The organism is Cupriavidus mimosae (genome assembly GCF_023952485.1).
GTDB classification, from domain to species: domain Bacteria; phylum Pseudomonadota; class Gammaproteobacteria; order Burkholderiales; family Burkholderiaceae; genus Cupriavidus; species Cupriavidus taiwanensis_C.
This window is the reverse complement of record NZ_JALHRY010000010.1, coordinates 50,900-64,107: the sequence shown is the minus strand read 5'-3', so window position 1 is coordinate 64,107 and position 13,208 is coordinate 50,900. Positions and strand designations below refer to the sequence as shown.

The following is a 13,208-nucleotide window of genomic DNA, read 5'->3' as shown; positions in this document are numbered from 1 at the left end:
TTACAGGGCCGCCATTTCGAAGTCGGCCTGCGAGCGTCGCCCGAAGACAGGAAAGTATTTGTCCTCCCGATCCTTATGCGCATATGCTGAAACCACCACCTCGCAAGCAACTTCCAGGAGTTCCACCATGGCCAATGTCCAGTTGCGCGGCGGCGGCGAAGCCAGGAAGCCCACCATGCGCTGGATCAAGAACCCGGCTTGGGACCTCGTTTGGGTACTGAATGCGCTGTGGTTAGCCCCTCTGGTCCTTCTGCTGGCCTGGGGTCATGACGACGTGCGCGCCAGCCCGGTGGACGGACTGTTTTTTGCCTTTGCAGTACCCCTATGGTTCGGCCACCGCGTCTCGTCGGCCTGGTTGGCCTACGCAACCCCGGCCTACCGTCCTCTGCTCACGACTCAGCGGCTACGCTTCGTAGTGGCCCCGTTGACCATCGCCCTGGCCTGCTTCGTCCTGCTTCTGGCGCCTGAGAAGGTGCTGCCGATCCCGGTAACTGAGCGCGTGGCCTGGCTGGCCGTGCTGGACTACCTGCTGGTGAGTCACCATTTCGCCGCGCAGCATTTTGGGCTACTTAGCCTCTACCGCTCGCGCGCGGGACGAGCATCCGACGCGGTCACGCGACGGCTTGACCGGTGGTTCGCGCTCGTCGTGGGCGGTGGCCTGGTCGTACTGGCAGACGCCTTGGCCGGATCGATAGCCTTCCAGGATCGCTGGGTCGAGCCGCTGCTGGGGGTGGGCTGGTCGGACGTGTTCGCGCGCATACTGCACGATGGCGGCATTGCCTTCGTCATGATCCTGACTGGCCTGATGCTATACATCGAACTGCGCTCGCAGCGTGCATCGCTGCCGCGCGCGGCCTACGTCCTCAGCGTCTCGTCCATGGTGCTCTTCGCCTTCCTCGCGCGCGACCCGTTCCTGTTCATCGTGCTGTGGAGCGTACAACATTGGAGCGCGGCAATGGGACTCACTTCGCTCGCAGCTTCCGGTAAGGCTCAGGCGCCCGGCACACATTGGCAGCAACTGCTCGCACCTATCAATCGACGCGGCTGGGCGGTGCTGCTCGTCCTCGCCGTCATCTCCACCTTGCTGCTACCCGTCCTGGAGGTGGAGGCCGTGACCGACGAATACGCCTACGCCGATCGCATCTTCGGCGAGGCGGCGCGCTGGCTGCGCTCCTCGCCTTACGTGCCGGCGCTGCTGGCACTGGGCTTCGCGACTGGCTTCATCCACTACTTGCTGGATCGCGCCGTCTTCCGCTTCTCCTCGCCGGACGTCAGGCAGGCCGCCCGCGGGCTGATCGAAGGATGATGCCGCAACCGGCCACTCATGACTGCGGAGTTGCTGCTGTGTCGCCTGGAGACCGATGTAGCGCCGCGAGGCGATACATGCCCGCATACGGCATGCGCGCTCACACAGCGCGACGCCCGCATATCTCGGATGTTCGATGGTGGCACTATGCCATCAGGAGCGCCTCGTATTCCTCCCGAAACTGATTGAGGGAACTGTCTACCACCGTCACGGCGCCATCGATTAACCCGCAGCGACCGCTGCCGGGAAGGATGCGGCAAAGGATGGTCCGCAAGGCCTCCCAGCTGTCGCCGATCTCCTCGATGCGATAGACGTGCCGCTCCGAGGCCGTGAAGTAATCCAGAAACGCGACTTGCATACCGTCCTCGACCAGCGTCTCGCAGGCGAGTGCCGTGCGCACGTCCTGCTCGCCGCTGCGCCGCACCATGACACGGCAAGAGCCGCATACACCCTGGCCCATGCAGCCAACGCCCTCGACAAGCGTTTCTCCCGCCTGCAAAAAAAGGCCTGCAGGATGGAGCAGTTTGCCGGGGCTTCGAGCTGCCGTCCTTCGACGCTCAGACGTACCATTGCGCGCTCTTTTGGTAGCTGGGCCGGCCAACGCACACTGGCGCCCTAGCCGAAAAGGTCATATAAAAACCATAGCACACCGATGGTTTTTGCCCAGGCACGCCGCATGACGAATCTGTGGAAGCCGCTCGCGTCCTGGATAGCAGATCTGGTCACTTTGCCCGCTCCAGAGTGACCGGTGGCGGCGGGCAAGGTAGCGGGGGCGACGAATTTTGATGCTCGTTTGGAGTGATGCAGGTCGCGTACCCTGGTAGCGCTGTGACTTTTGAATTACGTCCTTCTATGCCGCAAATTTCATCGTACTGACTGCCGGCGTCGGTGTGAACCCAACTCTTCTGAGAAGGAGCGCAAGATGCTTACAAAACTAAAAACAGCGTTCCGCTACTTCAATAGTGTGGTCCCGTTCCGACTGGGCCCAGCGCTGATCACCACGGTCGTGCTGATCACCCTGCTGCTGCTGCCCGTGCCGGAGGGGCTCACCCCCAAGGCCTGGGGCCTGGTTGCCATCTTTCTGACCACAATCGTTGCGATCATCCTGAAGGTCATGCCGATCGGGGTGATGGCAATGATGGCCATCGTGGTGCTCTCGCTGTCGCAGGTCACCTCGACCTCCTCCAAGGGAGCGATCGCCGACGCGCTGACCGCCTTCGACAGTCCGCTCATCTGGTTGATCGTGGTGGCCATCCTGATCTCCCGCGGCGTGAAGAAGACCGGCCTGGGCACCCGCGTTGGCCTGCTGTTCATATCCCTGATGGGGAAACGAACGATAGGCATCGGCTATGGTCTGGCCACCTGTGAACTGGTGCTGGCCCCGTTCACGCCGAGCAATACCGCTCGCGGTGGCGGCATCGTACATCCGATCATGAAGTCGATTGCCAACGCGTTCGACTCGGACCCGGCCAACGGCACCGAGCGCAAGGTTGGCACCTACCTGGCCCTGGTCAACTATCACGCCAATCCCATCTCCTCGGCGATGTTCGTCACCGCCACCGCCCCGAACCCCCTGGTGGTGGACTACATTGCCAAGGCAACCAACCAGAATCTGCATCTGAGCTGGACGAGTTGGGCGCTGTGCATGTTGCTGCCCGGTCTGCTATGCATGCTGCTGATGCCGCTGGTGATCTATGTGCTGTCGCCGCCGCAGCTCAAGGCCACACCCAACGCGGTGGAATACGCGCACGCCGAAATGGCGAAGATGGGACCAGTGTCGCCGAAGGAAATGGTCATGATATTTACCTTCGCGCTGCTGCTGCTGCTGTGGGCCAACGTTCCGGCGATGGTGTTCGGTCCGTCGCTCACGCTGGACCCTACGGTGGTCGCCCTCGTCGGCCTGTTCGTGCTGATCATCACCGGCACCATCGACTGGGACGACGTGCTGTCCGAAAAGAGCGCCTGGGACACGCTGATATGGTTTGGTGCGCTGATCATGCTGGCCGAGCAACTGAACAAGCAAGGCGTGATCACGTGGTTCTCCAAGGGCATGAGCGACGCGATCGTGGCCAGCGGCATTGGCTGGGGCGGCACGGCTGCGATCCTGCTGGCGGTCTTCGTTTTCTCCCACTACCTGTTCGCCAGCACGACGGCGCACATCAGTGCGATGCTGCTTGCCTTCCTGTCAGTCGGGGTCAATCTGATACCGCCAGAGTATGTGGTGCCGTTCATGCTGCTTATGGCGGCCGGCTCGGCGATCATGATGACGCTGACCCACTATGCGACGGGCACCTCGCCGATCATCTTCGGAAGCGGATATGTCACGATGGGAACCTGGTGGCGCGTCGGATTTGTGATGTGCGTGGTGGAGCTGATGATCTTCGCCGTGGTCGGGAGCGTCTGGTGGAAGGTGCTTGGCTTCTGGTGAGCACTCAACCGTACGACGCCCGACGCGCGCACTGCGCCGCAAGCCTTCGCGCTCGGCTGGGTTGAGTTCCGGATAAGCCAGTGCTCGTGCAGATCAAGGCATCGCACCGGCAACCGTCTCACGTCATCAGTCCGCGATGGCAAAGCGGATCTCGTCGCGGGCTCGGGTTCGGATTCGCATCGAGCAGCGCCTTGGCGGCCACTACGAAACCCCGGCGTGCAGAAACCCACTGTGCGGCTCATCATCGGGCGATACCTCCATCAGAATGCTTAATGCGCATCATGCATAGCATTGAAGAAATCAGCCGCTTACGGGGTTGGGCAGCCCTTTTCTTCACTTTATGACAGCCCCAGCCATACGCCGCCCCTTGAAAGATCTTTTTCGCGTGATGGGGCCAGGACGCCACCTCGGAGACCGAGATCCATGGCACAGATACGCACATCCATTTCCGCTTGGTAAGGATTTACCCCTAGATCTGCCCCTCCAGAATTTCGGACACGTATGCAAACGAACCGCGTGACGGTATGGTGGAGCCGTCTATTAAGTAACTGCCTCATGAATAAAGGCGCTTTGAGGGCGCTGGTGCAGCAATGATTAGATCGTTACAGATTCGATCCGCCACCGTTGCGGACCTGCCTGCAATTACTGCGGTGCTAGACGAATGCGGATTAATGCAAAACACATTGTTGTCGCAGTACTCGTTCCACATTGCGTTAATGGATGGGCGCATTGTCGCCTGTGCCGGAGCGGAGCGGCACGCGCAAGTGATAGTCGTCTGTTCGGTAGCGGTGCTGCCCCCATATCGGGATCGCGGAATTGCCAAACACCTGGTATCTGCCGTTCTGGTGCGCGCGCGTGCAGAGGGCTGCGAACGCGCGGTCCTCGCCACCGCAAAATGCCCTGGCTTCTTTTCGCGTTACGGTTTTTCCCTTGTTTCGACGACCTCTCTGCCTGTCAGCCTACGGAATTCGCATACATTGACGTCGCCGGGAATGCCAGCGGGAGTCTGCATGCAATGCGAATTGAATTAGTGACCGGGACTGCAACAAAGACGGGAACCCCATTGCGGTCCAGTGAGAGGGGTACTGCCAAACGGATTTACCGTAGAACTTTGGCATCCTTGAGACAAGGGTTCGGGAAAACTTCACTGATTTGCACGGTCGAGTGGGACTCGTCTTCATTGAAACCCATGTCGGCCATCGGCTGCAAAGCTCAGGTCTTCTCTATGCGGCCAAGCACTCGACGGACCGCCGCCTCGAATCTCGGGTCCAGGACGGCGCCAACATTGAACCGCGACCATGGCGATTTGGCTTCGGAGTTGACGCGGAAAACGCGGCCTGGCGCGATGACCACCTTCTGCTGCAGAAGGTGCTCGGCCAGAACCAGTGAGTCTTCCACCTTCGGTAGTGCGCCCCACAGGTACAGACTTTGTTCAGTCCTGGCGAGTACGTCAAGATTTAGCCTTTCAAAGAGCGCCAGCGCCCTGGCGGTGGCTTCAGCCAGGCGCGACCGCAGCCTGGTCACGTAGCGCTGGTAGTGGCCTTCGCTGAGAATCACATCGACGGTCCGCTCGCAATACTCTGAACTGCTGACATGGATCAGCGCCTTCAGGTCGGCCAGATCGCTTGCCAGGTCGGCGCCGCATGCAATGAAGCCTACGCGCAGGGCAGCCGAGAAAGACTTTGAGAAGCTGCCGATATAGATGGTGCGTTCGAGCTGGTCCAGCGCCGATAGCCGGGGCAGTGTCGTGGGCTTGAAGTCCGCGAGCGCGTCGTTCTCCACGAGCAGCAAGTTGAAGCGCTGCGCGAGCTGCAATACTCGGTACGCCTTGCCCGGCGAGAGATCCGAGCCGGTCGGATTTTGTGCCACGGATTGCGTGAAGAACAAGCGTGGGCGGTGCTGGACAAGAAGCTGCTCCAGCATCTCCACGTCCGGCCCGTCGGCCAGCCGCGGCACGCCAATGATGGTAGCGCCGGCCAGCTTCAGCTTGCCGAACAACGGGTAGTAGCCAGGATCATCAACCAGAACCGTGGCGCCGGCCGGGACAAAGTACCGGATCACCAGGTCGAGCGCATCGTTGGCGCCATGGGTCAGGAGGATCTGCCGGGGATCGGCGCCCACGCCGACGTCGCCCAGCTTGCGCACCAGATGGTCACGCAAGGGGCCGTATCCGAAGCGATTTCCGTACCGGAACAACGCACCCAGACCGGTGCGCACAACTTTGTGGTGATACTTGTCCAGTCGCGCTTCCGACAGCCATTCGACTGGCGGGAATCCATCCCCCACGGCTAACACGTCTGGCCGGCTTTTCAGTTGCTCTCGCATCAGCCAGACGATGTCCATCGCCCGCCTCAGCGAGCCGGCGTCCTCGTCGGCCTGTGCCTTCACAGGCCGGTCGAGCACAAAATAGCCGGCGCCGCGCCGGGGTTCCACCAGCCCGCGGCTGACCAGCAGTTCGAACGCAGCCACGATCGTGTTCTTGCTGTATCCGTGCAACAAGGCCAGTTCCCGCAGCGAGGGCAGCTTGTCGCCGGTCCGGTAGGCGCCTTCGACAATCTGTCTTTCCAAGGTGTTCGCCAGCGTTGCGGCGAGTGTAGGGGACTTTGTATGCATCGCAGGCGTTATGGTTTTGGCCGCGCTTCGCGCCGGCAGGTTTCACCCAAACTGTCCCGTCGAACTGTACCTTTTTTCACGGGTACAGTCAGCCTAAAGTGTCACCGTTCCATACCCCAAGGAAGGAGACATTCAATGGCTACCGATTCCAGGCTGCCCAATTTCCGCGCCATGACCCCGGCCCAGCGCCTCGAATATGTCGCGGGCGCAACATCGCTGACACAGGAAGAGATTCGCTTGCTCGCCGAACCCGGCGCACTGGGAGCGGCCCGGGCCGACGGCATGATCGAGAACGTAGTGGGCACCTTCGAGCTACCGTTCGGCATGGCGGGATATTTCCAGGTCAATGGCCGCGATGTGCTGGTGCCGATGGTGGTGGAAGAGCCGTCTGTGGTGGCGGCAGCTTCCTACATGGCAAAGCTTGCGCGCGAATGCGGCGGCTTCGAGACCTCCAGCACCGGGCCGCTCATGCGAGCACAGGTGCAGGTACTGGGGGTGACCGATCCCTACGGCGCCCGACAGGCCCTGCTGCGTCATCGCGAACAGATCCTCAGCGTGGCGAACAGCCGCGACCAGGTGCTGATTGGCCTGGGCGGCGGCTGCAAGGACGTCGAGGTCCACGTCTTTGCCGACACGCCAAGGGGCCCGATGATCGTGTTGCACCTGATCGTCGATGTGCGCGACGCGATGGGCGCCAACACGGTGAACACCATGGCAGAAGCGGTTTCGCCACTGGTGGAGCAAATCTCCGGTGGCACGGTGCGCCTGCGCATCCTGTCCAATCTAGCCGACCTGCGCCTGGCACGGGCGCGGGTCCGGCTGACAGAGGCGGTGCTGGCAACCAGGGAACGCAGCGGCGCCGAGATTATCGAGGGCATCATCGATGCATACACCTTCGCCGCCATCGATCCCTACCGGGCGGCCACGCACAACAAGGGCATCATGAACGGCATCGACCCGGTCATCGTGGCGACCGGCAACGACTGGCGTGCCGTCGAGGCCGGTGCCCATGCCTACGCCTGCCGCGGCGGACGCTACACGTCGCTGACGCATTGGGAGAAGGACAGCAGCGGCGCCCTGGTCGGCACCATTGAAATGCCGATGCCGGTCGGCCTGGTGGGCGGTGCGACCAAGACCCACCCCCTGGCACGTCTGGCCCTGAAGATGCTCGACGTCGATTCAGCCCAGCACCTGGGCGAGATTGCCGTTGCCGTGGGCCTGGCGCAGAACCTAGGCGCACTACGTGCACTGGCCACCGAAGGTATCCAGCGCGGCCATATGGCGCTGCATGCGCGCAACATCGCCCTGGTAGCGGGTGCCGTCGGTGAAGAGGTCGATCGTGTGGCCAAACGCATGGCCGATGAGAAGGACGTGCGCACCGATCGTGCCGTAACACTGCTGGCCGAACTCAGGGGCCAATAGGCAGCGCAAGGCGCCACCGCGTGGCGCCACATTCAACACACGACCAAGAGCTGCCGACGCGCCAGAGCGCCTCAATGCCGGCCAACTTACGGAGCAACCCAATGAAAACAAATGAAGCGCGACTCGCGTCGCCCCTGGTCGAAGTCTGGGGAGACACCGCGGATACCGGCCATCTTGCCTGGTCCATCCTGATTGGCGGCGGCGTCAGCATCGTGGGCTTCCTGGTAGCAAGCCGCCTCCTGGCGGGGCTGGTCGCGACACCGGAGCTGGCGCGCGCCTACGCCATGCTGGCCGGCCTTGCCGGCTGCCTGCTTGCCGGCGTCATCTGCGCAATCCTGTTTCGGCCCAAGCGAGAAGTCACCGAAGACGACTCCGGCGACCCGAGCTGGCGCGAGGAAGTCCTCGACAAGCTCGCCGCGGAATCTGGCGGTCTCGGGTCGGTCGCCGACCTGCCCGCCGCCGCCGTGCGCGAGATGCAGGAGCTGGAGTTGTTCGAACTCTTCGCATCGCGCGAACGCCATAGTGCGGGGATCGAGCCGATTGGCAACGCCGCTTCCCCGGCAGCGCCTGCAGCGTCCACAGTGCCCATCCAATCCACCGCGACGTGAACGCCTGCCCAAGAATATCGGAGACACATCATGCTTGAATCCGCAATACTGAACCACATCCTCGTTGCCGCGGGCATGGGCCTGGCCGGCGCCATCATCTTCGCCGCCATCGGGCTGATCTCGGGCACCGACGAAACCACCACGCTCGCCCCGCTCACCCTTCTCGTCGTGTTGCTCGGCGTGCCACCCGAAGGGGTCTTCACCTTCTTTCTCGCGGGAGCCGTCGCCAAGCACATGACCCACGCGATTCCGACTGCGCTGCTCGGCATTCCCGGCGACACCATGGCGACGCCCTTGCTGCAGGATGCCAACCACCTGCGCAACCTGGGCGTGCCGCATATCGCCCTGCGCAAGATGATCTCGGGCGCGATCATCGCGGCCTTTGTCGCGGTGCCGCTCGCCGTGCTGTTCGCGGTGCTGCTCGCCCCATTCGGCGCCGCGATCACCAAGGCCGCGCCGTGGATCTTCGTCGTGGCCGCCGTGATCATCGCTTACAGCTCCGCCGGGCGCTGGGCCTCGATTGCCACGCTGGTGCCGTTCGTCGTCGTCATCGTCGCGCTGCAAACGTTCACGGGGAAGTTCGGCGTGAAGCTCAGCATCAGCTACTTCCTGGGCATTGCCATTGGCCCGCTGATTGCGGATTTGTTCTCGGTGATCTCCCCGGCGGACAGCGCGCGCATGCGCCGCGACAAGGTGCGCACGTTCACGCTCGCGCCCGATGTGAAAGGCTGGTCGGGATACTTCCCGAATCCGTTCCGGGTGCTCGACCGCGACCAGACCAAGTGGACGGTAGCGACCGCCGCGGTGTCCAGTGCGACCTTTGTGTTCAGTCCCGTGGCCATGACCGTGGTCCTGGGTGAAATTGTCGGCGCGCGCGTGAAACATGCCTATCATCGCCTGACCACCGTGCTCAGTGCGCGCAACGGCGTGACCGAAGCAACCTATATTGCCGAGGCGCTGGTCCCCCTGATCGCCTTTGGCTTGCCGCTGAGCCCCGTAGCGGCCGGCCCTGCCGCGCCGTTGTTCAACGCGCCGCCGGTATTCACCGTCGATGCCGCCTCGGGCCAGACGCATAACCTGCACAACCTCCTGAACCACTGGGAGTTCCTGGGCTACGGGCTTCTCGCCGTCCTGCTGGCCGCGCTGGTCTCCTACCCGTTCGCCATGAACTACGCGCGCAGTGCCGCACTGTTCGTGTCCCGCAGGATCTCCCACGAAGCCATCATCGCTACCTTCGTCGGCCTGATCCTGGTGATCAGCGTTTGGGAGGGCCAGCTTCTTGGCCTGCTGGTGATCCTGACGATGGGGCTGCTGGGTGGACTGCTGTCCAGGACGATCGGGTTCAACACGGGCGTGCAGTTCATGGGCTACTACACGGCGGTGCTGACGGTGCCGGCGTTGCTGAAGCTGATTGGGTGATTCCAAGCTTGCGGATACGGGGCGCTTCATCAGCGATGCTGTCGGTCGCACCTCAGCTTCCCGGGTGGCACGCGCGCCAGACAAATGCTGACGGTAAGAGCAGTCGGTGAGAGGTTTTGCAATGAGAAGTGCCAAAAATGGCACACGCCCTCCCGGCCGGCGTTTCACGCCTTGCGCGGCGCCGCCGTGGAACCCCGCACGATGAGGTGGGGCTGCAATTGCACGGTGACCGGATCGGAGGCCGGCTTGCTGATCTTCCTGAGCAGAAGGCGCGCCGCCTCCTCGCCCATCTCGTGCACGGCGATCCGGATGGTCGTCAGCGGCGGCGTCAGTGCATCGACGAAGGGCATGTCGTTGTGGCCGATGACCGAGATGTCGTCGGGGCAACCCAGGCCCTGCTCGCGCAGGTAGTCGTAGCAGCCCATCGCGATCAGGTCATTGGCCGCCGCAATCGCGGTCAGCGCGGGAAACACGGTCATCAGCTGCGCGCAGGCGACCCGGCCCGCATTGCGGGAATAGCTGGACGCCTCGACCACGTGCCAGTCCGCTCGACGCAGGCGATGGCGCCTGACGGCCTGGATAAAGCCCTCGCGGCGCAGGTAGCCGGTTGACAGCGATGCCGGCCCGGCGATATGCCCGATGCGGCGATGACCCAGTTCCATCAGGTGATCGACGGTCAGCTGCATGGCCCGCACGCTGTCGCTCACCACGGAAGACACGCTGCCCGACCCTTCGCCGCGGTTGACCGTCACCACTGGGACGTGCCGTGCCAGGCAATACTCGAGCACCGGATCCTCGCGTTCCGCGGTGGCCAGCACCAGCCCTTCGACCTGCCGCCCGAGCAGCTGGTCGATCACGAACCGCTGCCGCCGCTTGTCGCTGCCCGCGTTGACCACGATTGGCACGTAGCCCTGCTGCGCCAGCACCACCTCGATCCCGGCCAGGATCGGCGGAAACACAGGGTTGGCAATATCGGGCAGCACCACGCCGATCAGCCCGGAGCGCTGGGTGCGCAGGCCGGCGGCAATGCGGTTGGGGGAAAAGCCGCGCGCCTCGGCAACGGCCAGCACGCGCGCCGCCACGTCTTCTGCCACCAGATGCCGCGTCGCCGGGTTCATCACCCGCGACACGGTCGAGTAATGCACGTCGATCTCGGCGGCCAGGTCTTTGAGGGTGAGGCGCTTGCGCTCGGGCATGTAGGGTGAGGGCCGGGAAGGATGGGAGTACGCCATTTTAAGCCAGCGCGCAATCCGTCTCCCGGCGCCCCGCTCCGCGCGGCGCTACTGCCCCGCAAGCGCCCCGGATTGGCGGATGACCGGCGCAAGCTTGCCGATCTCTGCCTGGATATACGAGGCGAATTCCTGCGGTGACGAGCGCTTCGGCTCGGCGCCCTGCGCCGCCAGCCGATCGCGCACGTCGGGCGCCGCCAGCGCCCTGCCGATCTCGGCGTTGAGGGTATCGATGATCTCCTTCGGCGTGCCGGCCGGCGCCAGGATGCCAAACCACGAGTCGAAGGCATAGCCCGGCAAGCCGGACTCTGCCACGGTCGGAATATCGGGCAGCGAACTGCTGCGCCTGGCCGTGGTGACCGCCAGCGCGCGCAGCTTGCCCTGCCGCACGAACGGCATGGCCGACACCGTCGGGGCGAACATCATGTCGCCGCGGCCGGCCATGACGTCGGTCAGCGCCTCGCCCGTGCCCTTGTACGGGATATGGACGATGTCGATGCCGGCCTGCATCCTGAACATCTCGCCGCTGAGATGCGTGGAGCTGCCGGAGCCAGCCGAATCGAAATTCAGCTTTCCCGGCGCCGCCCTGGCAGCCGTCACCAGGTCGTGCACCGATTTGTACTTGCTGCCGGCGCTGACCACCAGCACGTTGGGCACCGTCGCCACCAGCGACACCGGCGCGAAGTCCTTGACCGTGTCGTAAGCCAGTTTGGGATACAGCGTGGCGTTGATCGCATGGCCGACCGACACCAGGATCAGCGTGTAGCCATCCGGCGCCGCCTTGGCGACGCCGGTCGCGCCGAGCGTGCCGCCGGCGCCCGGGCGGTTGTCGACGATCACCTGGTAGGTACCGCCTTCGCTCATCTTGGTGCCGATGATGCGCGCCAGGATGTCGGTGGCGCTGCCCGCCGAAAACGGCACTACCAGGCGGATCGGCTTGGCGGGGTACGGCGCCTGGGCCACCGCGGCGGGCGCGGCGACAAGCATCAAGGACGAGCTCAGCGCCACCACGGCGCCTCGGATGGATCGAATCATGGTCTGTCTCCTCACTACCGGATCGGGTCGAAGCGGCACGCCTCAGAAGAAATGGCGCATGCCCAGGGCAAAGGTCTGTGGGTCGGCGCCGGCGCTGACACCCAGTTCATTGATGGCAAAGTCGTAGATCGCATTGCGCTTGTTATGGATGCGGCTGTAGTAGGCGTACAGCGCGGTGCGTTTGGACAGCGGATAGTCGTAGCCCACCGTCACCTGCGTGGCGCCAGTCTCCGCACCGCTGCGGAAAAAGCCCACCGTCTCCGTGGCGCTGCCTGCGCCATTGCCGGCCAGCGCCACGCCCACGCGCACGCTGCCCGGGCCCAGCTTCTGCACCAGCGACGCGTAGTAGCCGTTACGCGTCAGGTCGCCGGTGGCGGTGCGGTAGTGCAGCCGTTCATAGAGCAGCGCGACGGTCGTGCTGGGAAATTTGTAGGACACGCCCGCCTTGATCGCATCGTCATTGCGGCCGGCGGTCTGGTAGTGCTGGTGGAGTTCGTATGCCAGCACCACGTTGAGCGGACCGTTGTCATAGGCCGCGGAGAAGGAGTACAGCGCCGGATTGCGCGGCACACTGGTCTTCTCCTCGTTGACACCCCAGGCCGCGGCACCGCTGAACCCCGCCAGCGAGGGTGTCTTGTAGACAATGATGTTCTTCTGGCGGCGGTCGAAGGCGCTGGTGTCCTGCACGTTGTCGGAGCTCGACGCCGACCCGTTGCCCATCAGCGCCATGTAACCGGCGGTGGTGGGGTAATACGGGTCATAGCCCGCGGTCGCCTCGGTATAGGGCGTCTGCCAGTGGCCCATGAACAGGGTGCCGGCCTTGCCCTGCAGGCCGATGCGCGAATTGCGGCCAGCGATCTGGCCCTGGCCGTTATCCAGCGACAGATTGCTCTCGATCTGCCAGATGGCCCTCAGGCTGCCGCCCAGTCCTTCTTCGCCGCGCATGCCGAAGACAGAGCGGTTGTTGGTCAGGCGGCCAGTGCCGCCGAGATGCGTCCCGTCGGTGGCCGTGCTGGCCCGGGAATATTCGAGTGCCGTGTTAAGACGCCCGTACAGGGTCACGGTGGACTGGGCGCCAGCCTGCCCGGCCCAGCCGGCCGCGGCGCTGGCGGCCAGCAGCCAGGCCCTTCCGCGCATGGGGGCGATTG

Annotated in this window: 11 protein-coding genes and 1 pseudogene; 6 read left to right on the top strand and 6 right to left on the bottom strand. The window is 63.7% G+C overall.

Going from position 1 to position 13,208, the window contains the following annotated elements:
• A complete protein-coding gene (locus MKD50_RS30670) occupies positions 1-129 on the bottom strand; it encodes a hypothetical protein (protein WP_256461645.1) in 129 nt (42 codons plus the stop codon).
• Here MKD50_RS30670 and MKD50_RS19075 point away from each other — a divergent pair.
• Positions 128-1,306, top strand: a complete 1,179-nt coding sequence (locus MKD50_RS19075; protein WP_252668216.1) for a hypothetical protein — start codon at positions 128-130, stop codon at positions 1,304-1,306. The two genes, MKD50_RS30670 and MKD50_RS19075, sit on opposite strands and share 2 nt — an antisense overlap.
• A 145-nt stretch (positions 1,307-1,451) precedes the next feature.
• On the opposite strand, the pseudogene MKD50_RS19070 reads toward MKD50_RS19075, so the two are convergent.
• Positions 1,452-1,568 (bottom strand): annotated as a pseudogene (locus MKD50_RS19070) (NADH-ubiquinone oxidoreductase-F iron-sulfur binding region domain-containing protein); the annotation flags it as partial.
• Positions 1,569-2,228: 660 nt separating this feature from the next.
• Here MKD50_RS19070 and MKD50_RS19060 point away from each other — a divergent pair.
• Both MKD50_RS19060 and MKD50_RS19055 read left to right on the top strand, forming a co-directional pair.
• Positions 2,229-3,734, top strand: coding sequence for a DASS family sodium-coupled anion symporter (locus MKD50_RS19060; RefSeq protein WP_252668215.1), 1,506 nt, complete (start codon positions 2,229-2,231; stop codon positions 3,732-3,734).
• Positions 3,735-4,324: 590 nt separating this feature from the next.
• On the top strand, positions 4,325-4,765 hold the full coding sequence (locus MKD50_RS19055) for a GNAT family N-acetyltransferase (protein WP_371925374.1): 441 nt from the start codon (positions 4,325-4,327) through the stop codon (positions 4,763-4,765).
• Between the two features lie 181 nt (positions 4,766-4,946).
• On the opposite strand, the gene MKD50_RS19050 is transcribed toward MKD50_RS19055, so the two are convergent.
• A complete protein-coding gene (locus MKD50_RS19050; protein ID WP_252668214.1) occupies positions 4,947-6,347 on the bottom strand; it encodes an aminotransferase-like domain-containing protein in 1,401 nt (466 codons plus the stop codon).
• On the opposite strand from MKD50_RS19050, the gene MKD50_RS19045 reads away from it, so the two are divergent.
• The 3 genes from MKD50_RS19045 (at position 6,342) to MKD50_RS19035 (ending at position 9,796) form a co-directional block, all read left to right on the top strand.
• Positions 6,342-7,769: a hydroxymethylglutaryl-CoA reductase, degradative gene (locus tag MKD50_RS19045; protein WP_371925373.1), complete on the top strand. Its 1,428-nt coding sequence runs from the start codon at positions 6,342-6,344 to the stop codon at positions 7,767-7,769. The two genes, MKD50_RS19050 and MKD50_RS19045, sit on opposite strands and share 6 nt — an antisense overlap.
• Positions 7,770-7,870: 101 nt before the next feature.
• Positions 7,871-8,377 (top strand): ABC transporter permease, encoded by a 507-nt coding sequence (locus MKD50_RS19040; RefSeq protein WP_252668213.1) that lies wholly within the window; start codon positions 7,871-7,873, stop codon positions 8,375-8,377.
• A 30-nt stretch (positions 8,378-8,407) separates the two neighbouring features.
• Positions 8,408-9,796 (top strand): tripartite tricarboxylate transporter permease, encoded by a 1,389-nt coding sequence (locus MKD50_RS19035; RefSeq protein WP_252668212.1) that lies wholly within the window; start codon positions 8,408-8,410, stop codon positions 9,794-9,796.
• 164 nt (positions 9,797-9,960) lie between these two features.
• Here the strand turns inward: MKD50_RS19035 and MKD50_RS19030 are convergent, their stop codons facing one another.
• From MKD50_RS19030 to MKD50_RS19020, 3 genes are all read right to left on the bottom strand, one after another.
• Positions 9,961-10,992: a LacI family DNA-binding transcriptional regulator gene (locus MKD50_RS19030; RefSeq protein ID WP_252668211.1), complete on the bottom strand. Its 1,032-nt coding sequence runs from the start codon at positions 10,990-10,992 to the stop codon at positions 9,961-9,963.
• An 84-nt stretch (positions 10,993-11,076) separates the two neighbouring features.
• Positions 11,077-12,060 carry a tripartite tricarboxylate transporter substrate binding protein gene (locus MKD50_RS19025; RefSeq protein ID WP_252668210.1) on the bottom strand — a complete coding sequence of 328 codons (984 nt, stop codon included), beginning with the start codon at positions 12,058-12,060 and terminating at the stop codon, positions 11,077-11,079.
• A gap of 42 nt (positions 12,061-12,102) precedes the next feature.
• The gene (locus MKD50_RS19020) at positions 12,103-13,197 is read right to left on the bottom strand and encodes a porin (protein ID WP_240072126.1); all 1,095 of its coding nucleotides are present in this window, start codon (positions 13,195-13,197) and stop codon (positions 12,103-12,105) included.
• Positions 13,198-13,208: the final 11 nt, after the last annotated feature.

Bases quoted from the DNA above. Each gene is read 5' to 3' on its own strand.
- MKD50_RS30670 (WP_256461645.1), bottom strand. From the start codon at position 129: ATGGTGGAACTCCTGGAAGTTGCTTGCGAGGTGGTGGTTTCAGCATAT.
- MKD50_RS19075 (WP_252668216.1), top strand. From the start codon at position 128: ATGGCCAATGTCCAGTTGCGCGGCGGCGGCGAAGCCAGGAAGCCCACC.
- MKD50_RS19055 (WP_371925374.1), top strand. From the start codon at position 4,325: ATGATTAGATCGTTACAGATTCGATCCGCCACCGTTGCGGACCTGCCT.
- MKD50_RS19020 (WP_240072126.1), bottom strand. From the start codon at position 13,197: ATGCGCGGAAGGGCCTGGCTGCTGGCCGCCAGCGCCGCGGCCGGCTGG.
- MKD50_RS19045 (WP_371925373.1), top strand. From the start codon at position 6,342: ATGCATCGCAGGCGTTATGGTTTTGGCCGCGCTTCGCGCCGGCAGGTT.
- MKD50_RS19035 (WP_252668212.1), top strand. From the start codon at position 8,408: ATGCTTGAATCCGCAATACTGAACCACATCCTCGTTGCCGCGGGCATG.
- MKD50_RS19050 (WP_252668214.1), bottom strand. From the start codon at position 6,347: ATGCATACAAAGTCCCCTACACTCGCCGCAACGCTGGCGAACACCTTG.
- MKD50_RS19030 (WP_252668211.1), bottom strand. From the start codon at position 10,992: ATGCCCGAGCGCAAGCGCCTCACCCTCAAAGACCTGGCCGCCGAGATC.
- MKD50_RS19060 (WP_252668215.1), top strand. From the start codon at position 2,229: ATGCTTACAAAACTAAAAACAGCGTTCCGCTACTTCAATAGTGTGGTC.
- MKD50_RS19040 (WP_252668213.1), top strand. From the start codon at position 7,871: ATGAAAACAAATGAAGCGCGACTCGCGTCGCCCCTGGTCGAAGTCTGG.
- MKD50_RS19025 (WP_252668210.1), bottom strand. From the start codon at position 12,060: ATGATTCGATCCATCCGAGGCGCCGTGGTGGCGCTGAGCTCGTCCTTG.